Annotated in this window: 16 protein-coding genes; 10 read left to right on the top strand and 6 right to left on the bottom strand. The window is 68.9% G+C overall.

Annotation, left to right across the window (positions count from 1 at the left end):
* Nucleotides 1–95 precede the first annotated feature (95 nt).
* Together metH and pdxR are read left to right on the top strand one after the other, a co-directional pair.
* Entirely contained in the window at nt 96–3,704 is a 3,609-nt protein-coding gene (metH, locus tag AORI_RS70375; RefSeq protein ID WP_016336188.1) for a methionine synthase, read from the top strand.
* Nucleotides 3,705–3,716: 12 nt separating this feature from the next.
* Complete coding sequence (gene pdxR / locus AORI_RS70380) at nt 3,717–5,153, top strand: MocR-like pyridoxine biosynthesis transcription factor PdxR (RefSeq protein WP_016336189.1); 1,437 nt, start codon at nt 3,717–3,719, stop codon at nt 5,151–5,153.
* Here the strand turns inward: pdxR and AORI_RS70385 are convergent.
* Entirely contained in the window at nt 5,150–5,878 is a 729-nt protein-coding gene (locus AORI_RS70385; protein ID WP_016336190.1) for an alpha/beta fold hydrolase, read from the bottom strand. The genes pdxR and AORI_RS70385 overlap by 4 nt on opposite strands.
* A 48-nt stretch (nt 5,879–5,926) precedes the next feature.
* Between AORI_RS70385 and AORI_RS70390 the strand changes: the two genes are divergently transcribed.
* Complete coding sequence (locus AORI_RS70390) at nt 5,927–7,177, top strand: cytochrome P450 (protein WP_016336191.1); 1,251 nt, start codon at nt 5,927–5,929, stop codon at nt 7,175–7,177.
* Nucleotides 7,178–7,229: 52 nt separating this feature from the next.
* Here the strand turns inward: AORI_RS70390 and AORI_RS70395 are convergent, their stop codons facing one another.
* The gene (locus tag AORI_RS70395) at nt 7,230–8,687 is read right to left on the bottom strand and encodes an MFS transporter (RefSeq protein ID WP_043848296.1); all 1,458 of its coding nucleotides are present in this window, start codon (nt 8,685–8,687) and stop codon (nt 7,230–7,232) included.
* Nucleotides 8,688–8,773: 86 nt separating this feature from the next.
* On the opposite strand from AORI_RS70395, the gene AORI_RS70400 reads away from it, so the two are divergent.
* Complete coding sequence (locus AORI_RS70400) at nt 8,774–9,160, top strand: MarR family winged helix-turn-helix transcriptional regulator (RefSeq protein ID WP_016336193.1); 387 nt, start codon at nt 8,774–8,776, stop codon at nt 9,158–9,160.
* Nucleotides 9,161–9,165: 5 nt separating this feature from the next.
* Here AORI_RS70400 and AORI_RS70405 read toward each other — a convergent pair whose 3' ends face one another.
* The gene (locus AORI_RS70405; protein WP_016336194.1) at nt 9,166–10,062 is read right to left on the bottom strand and encodes an LLM class flavin-dependent oxidoreductase; all 897 of its coding nucleotides are present in this window, start codon (nt 10,060–10,062) and stop codon (nt 9,166–9,168) included.
* Between the two features lie 108 nt (nt 10,063–10,170).
* On the opposite strand from AORI_RS70405, the gene AORI_RS70410 reads away from it, so the two are divergent.
* The 5 genes from AORI_RS70410 to AORI_RS70430 all read left to right on the top strand — a co-directional run bounded on the left by AORI_RS70410 (nt 10,171) and on the right by AORI_RS70430 (nt 13,920).
* Nucleotides 10,171–10,599, top strand: a complete 429-nt coding sequence (locus AORI_RS70410) for a hypothetical protein (protein ID WP_043849085.1) — start codon at nt 10,171–10,173, stop codon at nt 10,597–10,599.
* Nucleotides 10,593–10,808, top strand: a complete 216-nt coding sequence (locus AORI_RS70415) for a helix-turn-helix transcriptional regulator (RefSeq protein WP_016336196.1) — start codon at nt 10,593–10,595, stop codon at nt 10,806–10,808. The genes AORI_RS70410 and AORI_RS70415 overlap by 7 nt, the downstream gene beginning before the upstream one ends.
* Nucleotides 10,809–10,821: 13 nt before the next feature.
* The gene (locus tag AORI_RS70420) at nt 10,822–11,784 is read left to right on the top strand and encodes an NAD(P)-dependent alcohol dehydrogenase (RefSeq protein ID WP_016336197.1); all 963 of its coding nucleotides are present in this window, start codon (nt 10,822–10,824) and stop codon (nt 11,782–11,784) included.
* 95 nt (nt 11,785–11,879) lie between these two features.
* Nucleotides 11,880–13,415, top strand: a complete 1,536-nt coding sequence (locus AORI_RS70425; RefSeq protein WP_016336198.1) for an alkaline phosphatase D family protein — start codon at nt 11,880–11,882, stop codon at nt 13,413–13,415.
* Nucleotides 13,416–13,578: 163 nt separating this feature from the next.
* Nucleotides 13,579–13,920 carry a hypothetical protein gene (locus AORI_RS70430; RefSeq protein ID WP_043848297.1) on the top strand — a complete coding sequence of 114 codons (342 nt, stop codon included), beginning with the start codon at nt 13,579–13,581 and terminating at the stop codon, nt 13,918–13,920.
* Between the two features lie 37 nt (nt 13,921–13,957).
* Here the strand turns inward: AORI_RS70430 and AORI_RS70435 are convergent, their stop codons facing one another.
* Nucleotides 13,958–14,821: an alpha/beta fold hydrolase gene (locus AORI_RS70435; RefSeq protein ID WP_016336200.1), complete on the bottom strand. Its 864-nt coding sequence runs from the start codon at nt 14,819–14,821 to the stop codon at nt 13,958–13,960.
* Nucleotides 14,822–14,849: 28 nt separating this feature from the next.
* Nucleotides 14,850–15,674, bottom strand: a complete 825-nt coding sequence (locus AORI_RS70440) for a GAF and ANTAR domain-containing protein (protein WP_016336201.1) — start codon at nt 15,672–15,674, stop codon at nt 14,850–14,852.
* Between the two features lie 339 nt (nt 15,675–16,013).
* Between AORI_RS70440 and AORI_RS70445 the strand changes: the two genes are divergently transcribed.
* The gene (locus AORI_RS70445) at nt 16,014–17,447 is read left to right on the top strand and encodes a PP2C family protein-serine/threonine phosphatase (protein ID WP_016336202.1); all 1,434 of its coding nucleotides are present in this window, start codon (nt 16,014–16,016) and stop codon (nt 17,445–17,447) included.
* 6 nt (nt 17,448–17,453) lie between these two features.
* Here AORI_RS70445 and AORI_RS70450 read toward each other — a convergent pair whose 3' ends face one another.
* Nucleotides 17,454–18,008, bottom strand: a complete 555-nt coding sequence (locus AORI_RS70450) for an isochorismatase family protein (protein WP_016336203.1) — start codon at nt 18,006–18,008, stop codon at nt 17,454–17,456.
* Nucleotides 18,009–18,022 lie beyond the last annotated feature (14 nt).

Here is an 18,022-nt window from a genome sequence, read left to right on the forward strand (position 1 = left end):
AGGTCGAGAGGCGCTGCAACGGACCGCGGGGTCCGCCACGCTCGGCCCCGGACTTCACCGCAAGGGCGCCTCCCACGACATGGGAGGAGCGCTGGATGGAAACGACCGCCCTGCGAAAGCTGCTGGATGAGCGCATCGTGGTGCTCGACGGCGCGTGGGGGTCGATGCTCCAGAACGCCGGCCTCAAACCCGAGGACTACCGCACCGAGCGGTTCCAGGATCACCCTCGTGACATCACCGGCGACCCCGACCTGCTGAACATCACCCGGCCGGACGTCGTCCTCGACATCCACCGCCAGTATCTGGACGCCGGCGCGGACATCACGACGACGAACACGTTCACCGCCACGACCATCGGCCAGGCGGATTACGGCTTGGAGCATCTCGCTTACGAGATGAACCTCCGCGGCGCCCAGATCGCGCGCGAGGCGGCGGACGCGGCGGGCGGGAAGTTCGTCGCCGGGTCGGTCGGGCCGCTGAACGTCACGTTGTCGCTGTCCCCCAAGGTCGAGGACCCGGCGTTCCGCGCGGTCACCTTCGATGAGGTGTACGCCGCGTACGCCGACCAGATCAAGGCGCTCGCCGAAGGCGGCGTGGACCTGCTGCTCATCGAGACGATCTTCGACACCCTCAACTGCAAGGCCGCGATCGCCGCGGCCCGTGACGTCGCGCCGCATCTGCCGCTGTGGATCTCGGTGACGATCGTCGACCTGAGCGGCCGGACGCTGTCCGGGCAGACGGTCGAGGCCTTCTGGAGCTCCATCGAGCACGCGGATCCGCTGCTCGTCGGCGTGAACTGTTCGCTGGGCGCCGAGGAGATGCGCCCGCACATCGCCGAGCTGTCCCGCCTCGCGGGCACGTACACGGCCTGTCACCCCAACGCCGGCCTGCCCAACGCGTTCGGCGGGTACGACCAGACGCCCGAGGAGACCGGCGGGCTGCTCGGCGACTTCGCCACGGCCGGGATGGTCAACGTCGTCGGCGGCTGCTGCGGCACGACGCCCGCGCACATCAAGGAGATCGCCGACGCCGTCCGGGGGATGGCACCGCGCACCGTCCCGGATCCGAAGGCGCACACCCGGTTCAGCGGGCTGGAGCCGTTCGAGATCGGCAAGGACACCGGGTTCGTCATGATCGGCGAGCGGACCAACGTCACCGGATCGGCCAAGTTCCGCAAGCTGATCGAGGCCGACGACCACCAGGCCGCCGTCGACGTCGCGCTGGAGCAGGTCCGCGGCGGGGCGAACCTGCTGGACGTCAACATGGACGCCGACCTGCTCGACAGCGAAAAGGCGATGACCACGTTCCTGAACCTCATCGCCACCGAACCCGAGGTCGCCCGCCTGCCGATCATGATCGACAGCTCGCGCTGGACGGTCCTCGAAGCCGGGCTGAAATGCGTGCAGGGCAAGGGAGTCGTCAACTCCATCAGCCTCAAGGAGGGCGAGGAACAGTTCCTCCAGCAGGCCCGCCGCATCCGCGACTACGGCGCCGGCGTGGTCGTGATGGCCTTCGACGAGGAAGGCCAGGCCGACACCGCCGACCGCAAGGTCGAGATCTGCGCCCGCGCCTACGACCTCCTCACCCAGCAAGCGGGTTTCGCCGCCGAGGACATCATCTTCGACCCGAACGTGCTCGCCGTCGCCACCGGTATCTCCGAGCACAACGGGTACGCCAAGGCGTTCATCGACGCGCTGCCGCGGATCAAGGAACGCTGCCCTGGCGTGCACATCAGCGGCGGTATCTCGAACCTCTCGTTCTCCTTCCGCGGCAACAACGTCGTGCGCGAGGCGATGCACTCGGCCTTCCTGCTGCACGCCGTGCGCGCCGGGCTGGACATGGGCATCGTCAACGCCGGGCAGCTCGCGGTCTACGAGGACATCCCGAAGGATCTGCTGGAACTGGTCGAGGACGTGCTCTTCGACCGCCGCGAGGACGCCACCGACAGGCTGGTCGCGTTCGCGGAAACGGTCAGTGGCAAGGGAACCAAGCGCACGGTCGATCTCTCCTGGCGGGAGAACCCGGTCGAGGCGCGGCTGAGCCACGCGCTGGTGCACGGCATCGTCGACTACATCGAAGAGGACACCGAGGAAGCGCGTCAGAAGCTGCCGAGGCCGCTCGAGGTCATCGAAGGCCCCCTGATGGACGGCATGAAGATCGTCGGCGACCTGTTCGGGTCCGGGAAGATGTTCCTGCCGCAGGTGGTCAAGAGCGCACGCGTGATGAAGCGGTCGGTGGCCTACCTCGAGCCGTTCATGGAGGCCGAGAAGGAGAAGGCGCGCCTCGAAGGCCGGGTCGAAACCCGCCAGGGCAACGGAAAGGTCGTCCTGGCGACGGTCAAGGGCGACGTGCACGACATCGGCAAGAACATCGTCGGCGTCGTCCTCGGCTGCAACAACTACGAGGTGATCGATCTCGGCGTGATGGTCCCGGCTTCGGTCATCCTCGACACGGCCGTCTCCGAGGGCGCCGACGCCATCGGGCTCTCCGGCCTGATCACGCCGTCCCTGGACGAAATGGTCAACGTCGCCGCCGAAATGGAGCGGCGCGGGCTGAAACTGCCGCTGCTGATCGGCGGCGCGACCACCTCACGCCAGCACACCGCGGTCCGCATCGCGCCGGCGTACGAACACACGACCGTGCACGTCCTCGACGCCTCCCGTGTCGTCGGCGTCGTCGGCGACCTGCTCGACGCGGACCGCGCCGAGATCCTCGACAAGAAGAACCGCGAGGACCAGGAAGAGCTGCGCATACAGCACGCGAACAAGCAGCGCACGCCGTTGCTGACGGTCGAGCAGGCCAGGGCCAACCCGGAGAAGGTCTCCTTCGACGACATCCCGACGCCCGCGTTCACCGGCGTCCGGTACGTCTCGCCGTCGATCACCGAACTGCGCGAGATGATCGACTGGACCTTCCTGTTCCTGGCCTGGGAGCTGAAGGGCAAGTACCCGGCGATCCTGGACAACCCGGTGGCGCGCGAGCTGTTCGACGACGCGAACACCCTGCTGGACCAGATCGTCGCCGAGGAACGGTTCCAGGCCAAGGGCGCGTACGCGTTCTGGCCCGCGCACTCCGAGGGCGACGACATCATCCTCGAGTCGGGCGTCAAGTTCCCGATGCTGCGCCAGCAGACCAAGAAGCCGCTGGAGCGACCGAACCGCTGCCTGTCCGACTACATCGCCCCGGCGGGCGCGGGCGATCACCTCGGCGGGTTCGCGGTCACCATCCTCGGTGCCGAGGAGTTCGCGGCCGAGTTCGAGGCGAAGCAGGACGACTATCGCGCCATCATGGTGAAGGCGCTCGCGGACCGGCTCGCCGAGGCGTTCGCCGAGCACCTGCACCTCCAGGCGCGGCGGGACTGGTTCGAACCGGACGCCGACCCGAAGCTGGAAGACCTGCACGCCGAGAAGTTCCGTGGCATCCGTCCGGCGCTGGGTTACCCGGCGAGCCCGGATCACAGCGAGAAGCAGGAGCTGTTCGACCTGCTCGACGCGGGCAGCTTCGGCATGGCACTGACGGAGTCCTTCGCGATGACGCCGGCGGCGAGCGTCAGCGGGCTGATCTTCGCCCACCCCGCTTCGCGGTACTTCACCGTCGGGCGGCTGGGCAAGGACCAGATCGAGGACTACGCGGTGCGCCGCGGCCTCGAACTGTCCACTGTGGAACAGTGGCTCCGCCCGAACCTCGCCTACGATCCCGAATGACACAATGACCGCGTGACTGCCGAGGGCTCGGACTTCCTGCAGCTGGACATCGGGGACGCGCCGCCGGGGCGCCGGTCGGACTGGCTGGCGTCGCGGTTGCGGCACGCCATCTCCGACGGCCGCCTGCCGGTCGGCAGCAGGCTGCCCGCGACCAGGGCGCTGGCCGCGGACCTGCGGGTCTCGCGCGGGGTGGTCACCGAGGCCTACCAGCGGCTGGTCGAAGACGGTCACGTCGCCGGTCGCGGCCGCGCGGGCACGGTGGTCGTCGCGGCGCCCGCGCGGACGAAGGAGCAGGCGGCACCCGGTCCCCCGGCCGCGGGCACGATCTTCCAGCCCGCTCCCGGGATCGGCGTTTTCGACTCGCTGCGGTCGACCCCAGCGCGGATCGACCTGTCCCCCGGCGTGCCGGATCTGACGGCGTTCCCGCGGACGGCCTGGTTACGCGCGGAACGCACCGTGCTCAACGACCTCTCGGCGGCCGCCTTCGGCTACGGCGACCCACGGGGCGCACCCGCGTTGCGACTGGCCATCGCGCACTGGATCGCCCGCACCCGGGGCATCACCGCCGACGCCGACGATGTGCTGATCGTCGCCGGTGTCGCGCAGGGGCTCGGTTTGCTGGCGCAGGTGCTGCACGACAACGGGATGTCCGAGATCGCCATCGAGGATCCGAGTTCACTGGGCGCGCGGCAGCATCTGCACGACCGGCGGCTGGCGACACCGCCGATCCGGGTCGACGAAGACGGGATCGACGTCGACGAGCTCGTACGCAGCGGCGCGCCCGCCGTGCTGCTCACGCCCGCGCACCAGTTCCCGACCGGTGTCGTACTCGGCGGGGAACGCCGTCGCGAGCTCATGCGCTGGGCCGCGGACGGCGGGCTGATCATCGAGGACGACTACGACGCCGAGCACCGCTACGACCGCCCGCCGGTCCCCGCGCTGCGCTCGATGCTCGCCGAGCAGGTCTGTTACGCGGGCAGCGTGTCGAAGTGGCTCGCGCCCGCGCTCCGGGTCGGCTGGATGCTGGTGCCGCCGCGGTACCGGGACGAGGTGGTCGCGGCCAAACGGTTCGCCGACCTCGGCAACGCCGTCCTCCCGCAGCTGGTGCTCGCGCATCTCATGGAGTCCGGCGAGATGGAACGGCAGCTGCGGTTCGTGCGCAAGCGGCATCGCCGCCGCCGGGACGCGATGATCGACGCGCTCCGGACGCACCTCCCGGACGCCGTGGTGCACGGCGCCGCCGCCGGGCTGCATCTGACGATCACCTTCGACGGCGGGTTCTCCGATCTCGACTTCGCCGCCGCCGCGCTGGAGCAAGGGGTGAAGGTACAGCCGCTGTCGTGGCATTGTCAGCGGCCGATGAATCCGGGCCTCGTGCTCGGCTACGGGGCGAGCCCGGCGAGCGACATCGCCGAGGGCATCGCCGTTCTGGGCAAGATCAGGCGCTAGCCGCCGAACTGCCCGAGGAAAGCCAGGAGCACGGCCGGGTCTTCGACATGGGCGTTGTGGCCCAGCCCGGGAAGTTCGACGGAAGCCTCGTTGAGCGCGCGAAGCTGTTCGGGGCGGCTCATGGGGTCGTGCTCACCGGCGGCGAGGGCGACCGGACAGCGCGCCGCGCCGAGCAGTCCGGGCATGTCGGGAGCGCCGACCGCGAACGCGCGGGGATCCAGCGACAGCCGCCAGCCGCCCTCGGTTTCGACGATGCCGTCGGGGTCCGCTTCGGCGAGACCGGTCAACCCGGCGATCTTGAGGAAGGCTCGTTCGGCGTCCTCGCGGGTCGCGAACACCCTGGGCGGTTTCGCCGCCATGTCGGCGGCCTTCGCGAGGTCGGACTCGCTCCATTCGACCTTGACACCCACCGCGAGCAACCCGTCGACCCGGAGCCCGAACCAGCCGCTGGCCAGCGCGAGCCCGACCACCCCACCCAGGGAGTGGCCGATCACCAGCAGCGGACCACGTTCCGGGAGCACGTCGGCGACCGCCGCCGCCAGACCGCCGAAGGAGTAATGCGTCGAGTGCGGTGAAGCCCCGTGACCGGGGAGGTCGGGCGCCAGCCAGCGGTAACCGGGTTGCAGCATCAGGCCTTCCCAGACCGCGCCCGTCGCGCCGAGGCCGTGCAGCAGGAGCACGGCGGGGCCTTCAGTTCCGGCGGTGCGCATCTTCAGCTTGTCCACCGGACGGATCTTTCCTCAGGTCCCGGTGCGCGGGCTAGTGTCGACGCCGTGATCACCGATCCGGACGTATACACCCGAGGCGTGCCGTACGAGCACCTCGCGGCGCTGCGCCGGGAATCGCCGGTCGTGCGCGTGGACGATTTCTGGGCCGTGCTGCGGCATTCGGACGTCAAGCACGTGCTGAGGAACCCGAAGCAGTTCTCGTCGCACCTCGGCGGGACACAGATCCGGGATCCGGCGACCGAGCAGGACCTCGGTTACGTCCGCCGCATGATGCTCAACATGGATCCGCCCGAGCACGCCCGGCTGCGTGGCCTGCTCACCAAGGCGTTCACGCCGCGCGCGGTCGGCAGACTCACCGAGCGGATCCAGGGCTGGGCCAGGGAACTGGTCGCCGGGGTCCGGGACGACGGCGAGTGCGACTTCGCCACCCTCGCCGCGGATCTCCCGTTGCTGACGCTCGCCGAGGTCTTCGGGATCCCCGAACAGGACCGGCGGCTGATGTACGACTGGAGCAATCGCGTGATCGGCTACCAGGACGCCGACTACGCGGTGAGCGCGACCGTCGAGGCGGACGACGTCACCGATCTCGCGCGGGCGGCGCTGGCGGTGCGGCCGGTTCCCGGACCGGACGGCGCGATGCCCGATCCGCGCACGCGCGCCGGGATGCCGGATCTCTACGCGTACGCCACCGCGCTCGGCGAATACAAGCGGCGGCATCCCGGCGACGACGTGATGAGCAACCTGATGGGCCACGTGGAAGACGGCGGCCGGGTGTCCATCGCGGAGTTCGAGAACCTGTTCTGGCTGTTTTCCGTGGCGGGCAACGAAACACTGCGCAACGGCATCCCCGGCGGGATGCTGTCGTTGCTGTCGCATCCGGATCAGTACCGGCGGCTGCTGGCCGACCGTTCACTGCTTCCCGGTGCGGTGGAAGAGATGTTGCGCTTCTGGACGCCGGTCATGCATTTCCGCCGGACCGCGACCGAGGACGTCGTCCTGTCCGATGTGGACATCCGCGCGGGTGAGAAGGTGGTCGTCTGGTTCTCGGCCGCGAATCGCGACGAGACCGTCTTCGAAGACCCGGACCGCTTCGACATCGGCCGCACGCCCAACGATCACCTGACCTTCGGGCACGGTCCGCATTTCTGCCTCGGCGCCCAGCTGGCGCGGGTGCAGCTGCGCGCGATGTTCGAAGCGGTCCTGGATCTGCTCGGCGAGGCCGAACTCGCCGGTGAACCCGTGCGGTTGCGGTCGAACTTCCAGAACGGGCTGAAATCCCTGCCGATCCGCTGGTAGCGAAGGGCCCCTTCCCGCCCCCGAGCGCGGGAAGGGGCACCTCACCCCCTGATCATTCAGCCGCGGCGTACTCCGGTTCGGCGATGGCGGAGCGGGCTTCGGCCTTGCGCAGGCCGACGACTCCGGACAGCGCCACCAGGACACTGATCACGGCGATGCCGGTGACGACGGTCAGCGCGGGCGCCAACCCGTTCAGCAGCGCGGCCGGGCCGGTGGCGCCGCCCGAGTTGCCGGTCAGGACCGCGGTCACCACGGCGAGCCCGATCGCGCCGCCGACCTGGATCGACGTGTTCAGCAGCCCGCCGGCGAGCCCCTGCTCGTCGTCGGAGATGCCGTTGGTCGCCTGGATGTTCAGCGACGAGAAGGCCAGCATGAAGCCGATGCCCAGCAGGATCATGCTCGGCAGCACCGAACCGGCGTAGCCGGAGCTCTCATCGATCCGCAGGAACAGCGCGTACCCGATGACGTGGGCGACGACACCGGCGAGGATCGTGCGCGGGGTGCCGAGCCGGTCGATGAGCGGCTCGATCCGAGGTGAACCGAAGGCCACGATCAGCGCGGCGGGCAGGAATCCGAGCGCGGTCTGCAGCGCGGACCAGTGCAGCACGTTCTGCAGGTACAGCATGACCACGAACTGGAAACCGATGTACGCGCCGAAGAACGTCGCGCCGCCGAGGTTCGCGCGGGCCAGCGGGCCGGAGCGCAGGATGCCGAGCCGGAGCAGCGGGTGCTTGCTGCGCTTCTCGATGAACACGAAGGTGACGAGCAGGGCGAGTGCGAGGGCGAACGAGATCAGCGTCCGCGGCGCGGCCCAGCCGATCTCCGGCGCCTCGACCACGGCGAAGACCAGCAGGAGCGAACCGGCGGCACCGGTGATCGCGCCGGGGAAGTCGTAACCGCCGCCCGTCTGCGGCCGGTAGGACGGGATCAGCTTGATCGCGGCGACCAGCGCGGCGATCGCGATCGGCACCGGCAGCAGGAACGTCCAGCGCCAGCCCACCTCGGTGAGCAGACCGGAGAAGACGAGGCCCGCGGAGTAACCGCTGGCACCGAAGACGGCGAAGATGCTGATCGCCCGGTTGCGGGCGGGGCCTTCGTGGAAGGTCGTGGTGATGATGGACAACGCGGCCGGTGCGGTGAACGCGGCGGCCAGCCCCTTGATGAAGCGGGTGGCGATCAGCAGCGCGCCGTCGTCGACGAGACCGCCGAGCAGGGAGGCGAGCGCGAAGACCGCGACGGCGACGAGGAAGACCCGGCGCCTGCCGAGCAGGTCGGCGGTGCGGCCACCGAGGAGCAGCAGGCCGCCGTAGCCGAGCACGTAGGCGCTGATGATCCACTGCAGGGCACCGGTGGAGAGGCCGATGTCGGCCTGGATGGACGGGAGGGCGACGGCGACCATCGACACGTCGAGCGCGTCGAGGCCGACGACAACGGACACAGTGAGCAGGACACCCCAGAGGCGCGCGTCCCACCTTGTCGAGCTGGTGGACAGCTGCACGGAAGAACTCATGATCCGTACAGTACATGCACACGCATCTAATGCAAGTGCATTTAATGACTTTGCATAAAATTCACGTGCATGCTATCTTGGGCCGCGTGAGCGACGTCGCCGAAGAAGACCTGCTGCGGGAGTGGCACGACCTGTCCGCCCGGCATGCGGCGGTCTTCGGTCGGCTGGAGTGCCGCCTTCAGGAACGCCACGGGCTCGGTGTCACCGAGTTCGAAGCCCTCGAACGCCTGGTCACCTGCGTGGTCGGCAAATGCCGCGCGGCCGACCTGACCGAGGTCGTGCACCTGAGCCAGAGCGCCACTTCGCGGCTCGTCGCCCGCCTCGAGCGCGAGGGCCTCGTCCAGCGCGCGCTCTGCGAATCGGACCGGCGCGGGATCTTCGTCGTCGTGACCGACGAGGGGCGTCGTCGCTACGAAGAGGCGAAGCCGACGCACCGGGCGACCCTCGAAGAGACCCTCACCGTCAACGCCTGACGCGGTCAGCCTCGGGCCAGTTCCTCGCGCACCGCGGGGACGACCTCGTTCCCCCAGCGGCCGAGCGCGCTGTCGGTGGAAGTACCGTCCTCGACCGGGAAGTAGATGAACCCCGCCGCGCCGTGGTCGCGCACCGCCGAGACCAGTTCCCCGACCCACTGCTCCGGCGAACCACCGATCCAGCGCCCGTCGCCGTCACGCGAGGACGCCACCGGGTTTTCCGTTATACGGCCGGGGAAGTTGTAAATGGTCGCGATCTCACCGGGGTCGCGGCCCGCGTCGACGGCCGCCTGGTCGATCACCGGACGCGACTCGGCGAACCGAGGGCTGAGCCAGTCGGCGGCGTGCCCCGGGATCCAGCCGTCGGCCAGTTTCCCGGTCACCGCGAGGGATTTGGGCCCGACCGCGCCCGTCCACACCGGCGGCGCGGCAGCGGCCGCCGGCACCAGGCCGTCGACGGAGTAGAACTCCCCCTCGAACGTCACCGGCCCCCCGCCGCCGGAAAGCGCCTTGACCAGGGTGATCGCCTCGCCCATCGCCCGCACCGCCTCGGCGGGCGTCCGGTGCTCCACCCCCAGTTTGGCGATCTCCTTCCAGAGCCCGCCCGCACCGATTCCGAGCGCGACACGACCGCCCGACAGTGCCGAAAGCGACGTGATCGTCCTCGCCAGCATCGGCGCGGGACGGCTCGGCAGGTTGGTGACGTTGACGGCGGCCGTCACGTGCGAAGTCCTGCCGAGGATCACACCCAACGCCGCGTAGGCGTCCAGCCGGTCGGCGAAGTACGGATGATCGGACAAGCTGACCAGGTCGAGACCCGCGCGGTCGGCCTGCTCGGCGTGCCGCAGAAGCTCGTCCACCTCGCCGACGCCGGTCTCGAGGCCGAATCCGAACAGTGCCATCACCACTCCTTAAGTTCGTAGTACGCACTATTTGTATCACGAACTAGTTTCGGCTGTCCAAGTAAAGAATGTTTGACATGATGTCTAGAACTCTTTACCTTGGCGTTCGTGGCCCTGGAAGAGAAACGCGCATGGATCACCGCGGTGGTCACGATCTGCGCCTACGTGGCATATCTGATCGTCGTCCTCGGCCGAGCAGGTTCCGCCCCGCTCGTCGACGTCCCCTACGTCGCGACGTTGCTGTGGACGATCGGTGCGGCCATCGCGGCCACGATCGTGCTGAACATCGCCGTGACGATCGCCTCGCCGCGTGACGACGACCGGAAAGACGAGCGAGACCGGGAGATCGGCCGGTTCAGTGACCACATCGGACAGTCGTTCGTCGTGATCGGCGGCGTCGCGGCCCTCGTCATGGCGATGGCGGAACTCGACCACTTCTGGATCGCCAACACCGTCTACCTCGCCTTTGTGTGCTCGTCCCTGCTCGGCTCGCTCGCGAAGATCGCCGCATACCGCCAGGGATTCCAGCCGTGGTGAAACCGACCAAGGTCACGAACTCCATCCGCGCCCTGCGGTTCGCCAAGGGCGAGATGACCCAAGCCGAACTCGCGGACCGGATCGGCGTCACGCGCCAGACGGTCATCGCGATCGAGCAAGGCCGTTACTCGCCTTCGCTCGAAATGGCGTTCCAGATCGCCCGGGTGTTCGGCGTCGGGCTCGACGATGTTTTCCAGTACCCAGACTAGGAAAGAGGCCGCCATGAGGGCGATCGTCCAGAACGAGTACGGCACCGCCGATGTCCTGAAACCCGCCGATCTGCCCGAACCGGAAGCGGGGCCGGACGGTGTCGTCGTGCGGATCCGGGCGGCGGGGGTCGATCCCGGGGTCTGGCACCTCATGGAGGGCTCGCCGTATCTGGTGCGGCTGATGGGTTTCGGGGTACGGAGACCGAAGACCCGCGTGCGCGGGATGGACTTCGCCGGTGTCGTGCACGCCGTCGGCGGAGACGTGACACGATTCCGCCCCGGCGACGAGGTTTTCGGCATCTGCCAGGGATCTTTCGCCGAGTACGCACTGACCACAGTGGACAAAATCGCGCGGAAGCCCGAACGGCTCGGCTTCGACGAAGCCGCGGCCGTCCCCGTCTCCGCTTCCACCGCGCTCCAAGCACTCCGGGACAAGGGCCGGGTCGCTCCCCGGCAGAAGGTCCTGGTCATCGGCGCCGGCGGTGGGGTGGGCACCTTCGCGGTGCAGATCGCCAAGGCGTTCGGCGCCGAGGTGGACGGCGTCTGCGGCACGGGCAAGGTCGACCTGGTGCGCTCGCTCGGCGCGGCCCGGGTCTTCGACTACACCCGCGACGACTTCGGCGGCGGCTATGACCTCATCGTCGACACCGCCGGCAACCGGTCGCTGACCTCACTGCGGAAGGCGCTCTCCCCGCGGGGCACTCTCGTCCTCGTCGGCGGCGAGACCAAGGGGAAATGGATCGGCGCGGTGGGCCGCACCCTGCGGGCGCTGGTGCTCGGGCCGTTCGTGAAGCAGAAGCTCCGTGGCCTGCTGGCCACGGAGAACCACGAGGATCTGGACACGCTGCGTGCGCTCATCGACGCGGGGAAGGTGACACCGGTCATCGACCGGACCTATCCGCTGGCCGAGGCGCCCGAAGCCATCCGCCACGTGCGGGAAGGACATACGAGCGGCAAGGTCGTCATCACCGTCTGAGGTGAACCGTACTGTTCTTCCCCGCGTCGGCCTGCGGTCATCTCGGCGGTGTTCGGTGTCGGAGAGCGATCAGCCGAGTGCCGAGGAGACCACCGATGTCCGTGAACCGCCGGGACCTGTTGCGAGGCGCCGCCACCGCCGGTGCGCTGGGGCTGGCCTGGCCGTTGAGTTCGCGGATGACGGTCGCGCAGGCCGAGGAGGCCGCCGTCGCACTGGGCGCGACCTGGGACGAGGCGCCGTTCACGCTCGGCGTCGCGTCCGGCGACCCGGTCCCGTACGGCGTGGCGCTCTGGACCAGGCTCGCGCCGAAGCCGATGGAGTTCGAGCAGCCACTGGACGACACCGTCGAGGTCGGCTGGGAGGTGGCCACCGACCGCGGCTTCCGCCGCCGCGTGGCGCGCGGGACGACGGCCGCCACCGCCGGGCTCGGGCACAGCGTGCACGTCCCGGTGTCCGGGTTGGAGCCGGGCGCGCAGTACTACTACCGCTTCCACGCGCTCGGCAAGGTAAGCCGGGTCGGCCGCACCCGCACCGCGCCGGTCGGGCCGGTCCGGCGGGTGCGGTTCGCCTCGGCGAACTGCCAGGCGTTCCACGACGGGTTCTACGCGGCGCACGCCGGGATCGCGCGGGAGGAGCTCGATTTCGTCGTCCACCTCGGTGACTACGTCTACGAGCACGGTCAGGTCGGCGGCAACCCGCTGCGCGACCACGAAGGGCCCGAGGTGCTGACCCTGCCGGCGTACCGGCGGCGGCACGCGCTCTACAAATCCGACCCCTCGCTGCGGGACGCCCACGCGGCCCACCCCTGGTTCATCACCTGGGACGATCACGAGGTCGTCAACGACTACAGCGGCACCACCCCGTCGTTGCGGGCGCGGCGCTCGGCGGCGTATCAGGCCTGGTTCGAGCACATGCCGGTGCGCCCGGATCACCCCTCGACGCCGAGGATCCACCGGCAGCGCCACTGGGGCGACCTCCTCGATCTGTCCATTTTGGACTTGCGACAGTACCGGTCGGCGCAGAACCTGCCCGACGGCACGATCCTCGGCGCGGATCAGAAGGCGTGGCTCAAGGACCAGGTGACCGGCGCGGGCGAGGCCTGGCACTGCTGGGTGAACTCGATCATGCTGAGCCAGCTGGCGAAGCCCGGCGGCGGCTACATGTTCACGGACCAGTGGGACGGCTTCCTCGCCGAACGCAAGGAGGTGCTGACCCACGTGGCACAGAGCGGCCTGGAAGACCTCGTGGTGATCACCGGCGACTGGCATTCCGCGTTCGTCGACGACATCCGCCCGGACTTCGCGGACCCCGCCACCCCGGTGATCGGCACGGAGTTCACCGCGCATTCGATCACCTCCGGTGCCTACTCCCCCGAGTGGAACGCCACGAACGGGCCGAAGATGGGCGCGGCGAACCCGCACCTCAAGTACTTCGAAGGCGACCGGTACGGCTACGACGTCTACGAGGTCACCCCGCGCCGCTGGAGTACGCACATGCGGGTGATCGGCGACCGGCGCGACCCGCGTTCCCCGGTGAGCACCCTGACGACGTTCCACGTCGACCGCGGCAGGCCCGGGTCCTACGAGGACCGGTCCACCAGCACGTCTCCGGCACAGTACCGGCGCCACTAGGCCAAAAGGGGCGCGGGGAACTCAGAAGGGGGGCGGGCGACGCCCTTTCGGAGCAGCGCGGTTCACCGCACGCGTTCTCGTTTCACCTGCCCGATGAATTCACGACAATTCTTCCGTGCGGCTAATCTGGCCTTTCCACTGGGCACCAGACGCGGGAGAAACAATGAAGAAGAAAATCGCCGCTTTAGCCATGGCCGCCTTTTCGGCGGCCGGATTCCTGGCCGCCTCGCCGGCCGCCGCGGCGACAGAAGGCCAGTTCCCGCCATACGGATGCGACAGCAATCGCTACGGAATCCTCTTCGGCGAGGGCATTTCGATGACCTGCTTCTCCCTGCCCAGACACTCGGAAACGTACCGGGTGGTCGCCCACTGCGCGTCCGGATCCTCCTTTTGGTACACGGTCGGACATTGGGTGCCGATCGGTTTCGGGCCCTCGACCGCGGAATGTCACGGCGCCCTGCTTTCGAGCGCCTACGTGGCCGGATATCACGTAGACGACTTCTAATATCCGAATGAAACGATGTTGATCTTGGCGGCGCCTTTCAGCGTCCGCTCCCGGCTGGTCCCCACCGGCCCACTTCCGCGGTGAGCCACCGGTGCAGGGAAAAGGCCAGTTCGACCGGCGCGTCGTACTGGATCAAATGCCCGGCATCGGGAATGACGTCGAGGAGGGAACCCGGAATCGCGTCGGCGAGCTGTTCCGCGCGATCCACCGGGATCCACGTGTCGTCCGCTCCCCAGATCACCTTCACCGGCAACGCGAGTTCCGGATAGCGGTCCTGGATCTCGTCGGTGTACCGGACGTCCGCCTCGGCGATCTGCCGGTAGAAGGCGCGTTGCCCCTCCTCGTCCAGCCAAGGCCCGGTCAGCGTGGCCAGTTGCGCGCCGGTGAGACCACGATGGGAGGCCGTCCCGATGTAGGACTCGAGCGCTCCCCTGTGCACCGTCGGCGGCTGCGCCTGGAAGACCTCGGCGTTCTCGGCGACGAGCCGGAAGAACTCGGAACCCCACGGCCGCAGCGCGACGACGTCCACCAGGGCGAGCGAAGCGTACTCCGCGCCGTGCAACAGCTTCGCGCGCAGCGAGACAGCCCCGCCGTAGTCGTGGGCGATCACGTGCGGGGCGGTCAGCCCCCAGTGCGTGAGCAGGTCGGCGAAAAGTTCGCCCTGCGTGCCGAGATCGACGGCATGGCCGGGATCCTTCGACGAACCGCCGTATCCGGGCATGTCCCAGACGTGGACGGTGAACTCCTCGCTGAGCGCTCGCGCGAAAGGCGCCCACAGTTGCGCCGACCACGGTGTCCCGTGGCACAGCACCACCGGGGCGCCTTCGCCGAGGCGCTCCCACGCCACCGAACGGCCACGCCACTCGAACGTCCGCGACAACTCCAGCTCGCCTAAACCCATGATCGCGATGGTAGCGGCGGCAGTCCGGTCAGTCGGGCAGTTGCAGTTCCGTATGCCGTTTGGACAGCATCTCAGCCAGCTCGCGGAGTTTGACGTTCATGTTCTGCGACGTGTGCCGCAGCACTTCGAACGCCTCCGCGGCGTCGATCCCGCGCCGCGCCATCAGGATGCCCTTGGCCTGCCCGATCGCGTCCCTGCTGTCCAGCGCCTGCTGGAGCTGTTCCTCCTGCAGCTGACCGCGCGTGACCGCGTGCGTCGTCGCCAAAGCCAGCGACGCGTGCGTCGCCAGCAGCAACAGTACGTCGCGGTCGGCTCTGGCGATGCCGTGCGGGCGGCGCGAGTAGACGTTCAGCGCGCCGGAAAGCTGTGAACTCGACGCCTCCGGCAGCAAGGCCGTCGAGACCAGCGAGTGGAACCCGAGCGCCGCGGCGGCGGGGCCGAAACGCGGCCACCGTGCGTCTTCCGCGAGGTTGTCGCTGAAGGCCGCCGCCGGCCCGGAAACCCGCGCCGCTTCGACACAGGCACCCTCGCCGTACTGATACTGCAGCTGGTCGAGTTCGCCGGCGATCTCGTCGGTCGCCATCGGCGTGTGGAATCCGCCGTCGGGATCGAGGAGGGTGACGCTGACCAGATCCGCTCCCGGCACCAGGTCACGCGTCGCGAAGACCACTCGTTCGAGTACCGCGGCGATCGAACCGGAATCCAGCAAGGCCCTGGTCAGGGACACGAACTGGTTGACCAGTGGCCCGGCGAGGAGCCGGGCGCCGTTTTCAGAGGTCACCGGCAGTTCGCCGTCGCCGACATCCTCGACGAATCGGTCCTTGTCCCGCTGCCAGTCGATTTCATCGTCCAAAGCCCGCCTCTCCCACTTCTGCACATCGGCGTGATGCACCACGGGAGCCACCGGCGGGAACCGGCGCCGAGCGCGCACCATCAACCGCCGCAACCAACCCGGTTACCGGCGGATCGGCGCTAACTTCTCAACGCTCAGAACCGCTTTCGGAAGCCGACCTTAGCCGAATGCGATCACCCCGCCTACCGCGACCCACGTTCGGCCCGCCCCGGATCGCCTCTTCCGGCCGCACCGCGGATGAATCGCTCGGCCACCTGGCGTAACGCGACGTCCTCCCGGCGATGTTTCAACCGGGGCCACGGTTGGTACCCGGGCGACGTATAGCCGAGAACCCCGGGGGTGGTCACTGTGTCCTCGCTCCAGGCCGAGGAGCAGCGACGGATCGTCGCGGCCTGCTTCGCACGCACCGGGCTCACGGTGGAGCAACTGTGGCTGAGGTACTTCGCCCTCGGCGGTGACGTCAGCGAAGTCGAATTGGAGGCGTTCCTGCAGGGGCTGCTTCCCCTGCCCAGGATCCAGCGGGACATGGTGGCCCACGCGGTCAACGAGCGCCTCGACGAGATCGCCGGCGCACGACGGGCACCGTACAGCCGCGAGACCAACGACGACATTCGCCCTCGCGGCCCCTTGGCCGCGCTGGTGGAACTCCTCGACGGTGCCCACCGGGTCCCCCCGGAGCGGCTGCCCGAGGTCATCGCCGCGGCTGGGCGCGCGCTGGACCTCCGGATAGCCGTCTATCTCGCGGACTACGACCAGCACCGGCTCATCCCGTTTCCCGAGCAGCCACCCGGACGGGTACCGCTGTCCATCGAAAACACCACCGCCGGGCAGGCGTACCGGAACGCGGGCACCACGCTGGCCGAAGACTCCACCGGGCAGCGCCTGTGGGCCACGCTGCTGGACGGCGACGAGCGCGTGGGCGTGCTCGAGGTCGAAGCGGGTGCGGACACCGACCTCAACGACCCCGCGTTGCGTACGCAGTGCCACTGGCTCGCGTCGCTGTCCGGCCACCTCATCGCCGCCGCGATGCGCTACGGCGACGGTCTCGACGTGACGCGCCGCAGCCGACGGCGTGATCCCACCGCCGAATTGCTCTGGCAGCATCTACCGCCGCTGACGGCGGCGACACGAGACGTCGTGGTGGCGGGCGGTGTCGAGCCCGCCTACGACGTTCGCAGCGTCACCTTCGACTACGCCCTCTCCGAAACGACGGCGTGGCTGGCGATCTTCGACGCGGGCCGCGACACCACGTCCGCGGGTCTGATGGTGTCGGCGGCACTCGCGGCCTACCGGTCCGCCCGCCGCGAAGGCCACGGTCTGCACGGCCAGGAAAGCGCTGTCGACAAAGCGCTTTCGGCGCAGTTCGGAGCCGGCGCGAGGGTCCGTGGCACCCTGGCCGAAGTGGACCTCGCCCGCGGGGGCCTACGCCACCTCGAAGCGGGCGGCGAAGCACCGCTCGTGCTCGGCAGCGATCCTGGTCCGGCCACAGTGGACAGTGCACCGCGATCGCCGTTCGGCGCCGGGACGCCCGGCCGTGTGTCGACCACCCGCCTCCGGCCCGGAGATTTTCTCGCCCTGCACACCGAAGGCCTCTCGGAAGCGCGATCCGCCGACGGCGCGCGATTCTCACTCGCCGAATGCCTGGACGCCAATGCCGGACACGTACCGCCCGAAATCGCCCGTCGCGTGCTGCAGGCGGCGAAATCCCACTGCCACAACACTTTCGCCGGTGACGTCGGCCTGCTGCTCGCTCACTGGCCGGGAACGCCGTGAAGCGGCTCAGCCGCTGAAATCGACGTCTTCGGTCATCACCGTCCCTCCCTTACGGCCGGGCGCGGCCTGATGCCGCCAGTACAGATTCGTGTGCGCGATGACCAGTTCGGGCGCGATTCCGCCCCACTCGGTCTTGTCCACCGTCGTATGCGCGTCGCCGACCAGCGTCGCGTCGTACCCGCGGACGAGGGCGCCGTGCAGCGTCGAACGGATGCAGGCGTCGGTCTCGGCACCGACGACCACGAGCCGTCCGACACCGCGTTCGGCCAGCACCTTCTCCAGATCGGTGTCCTCGAACGAGTCACCGTAGGACTTTTCGACGACCGGCTCGGTGTCCTCCTGGTCCAGCTCGCCGACGATGCGCCACTCCTCGCTCCCTCGCACGAGCTCCTCGTCGGAATGCTGCACCCAGACTACCGGGACACCTTCCCGCCGTGCCCTGCCGACGAGACCGCCGATCTTCGCGACCACGGCGTCGCGCTCGTATCCGTCTTCGACGACGGCGTTCTGCACGTCGACGACCAGGAGCGCGGTGTTCGGCCGGTTGTCGAGAGTGGTCATGACGGGTATCCCTC

It is taken from the genome of Amycolatopsis keratiniphila, assembly GCF_000400635.2.
GTDB lineage: Bacteria > Actinomycetota > Actinomycetes > Mycobacteriales > Pseudonocardiaceae > Amycolatopsis > Amycolatopsis keratiniphila.

Bases quoted from the DNA above. Each gene is read 5' to 3' on its own strand.
- metH (WP_016336188.1), top strand. From the start codon at position 96: ATGGAAACGACCGCCCTGCGAAAGCTGCTGGATGAGCGCATCGTGGTG.
- AORI_RS70420 (WP_016336197.1), top strand. From the start codon at position 10,822: ATGAGGGCGATCGTCCAGAACGAGTACGGCACCGCCGATGTCCTGAAA.
- AORI_RS70450 (WP_016336203.1), bottom strand. From the start codon at position 18,008: ATGACCACTCTCGACAACCGGCCGAACACCGCGCTCCTGGTCGTCGAC.
- AORI_RS70395 (WP_043848296.1), bottom strand. From the start codon at position 8,687: ATGAGTTCTTCCGTGCAGCTGTCCACCAGCTCGACAAGGTGGGACGCG.
- AORI_RS70405 (WP_016336194.1), bottom strand. From the start codon at position 10,062: ATGGCACTGTTCGGATTCGGCCTCGAGACCGGCGTCGGCGAGGTGGAC.
- AORI_RS70425 (WP_016336198.1), top strand. From the start codon at position 11,880: ATGTCCGTGAACCGCCGGGACCTGTTGCGAGGCGCCGCCACCGCCGGT.
- AORI_RS70430 (WP_043848297.1), top strand. From the start codon at position 13,579: ATGAAGAAGAAAATCGCCGCTTTAGCCATGGCCGCCTTTTCGGCGGCC.
- AORI_RS70435 (WP_016336200.1), bottom strand. From the start codon at position 14,821: ATGGGTTTAGGCGAGCTGGAGTTGTCGCGGACGTTCGAGTGGCGTGGC.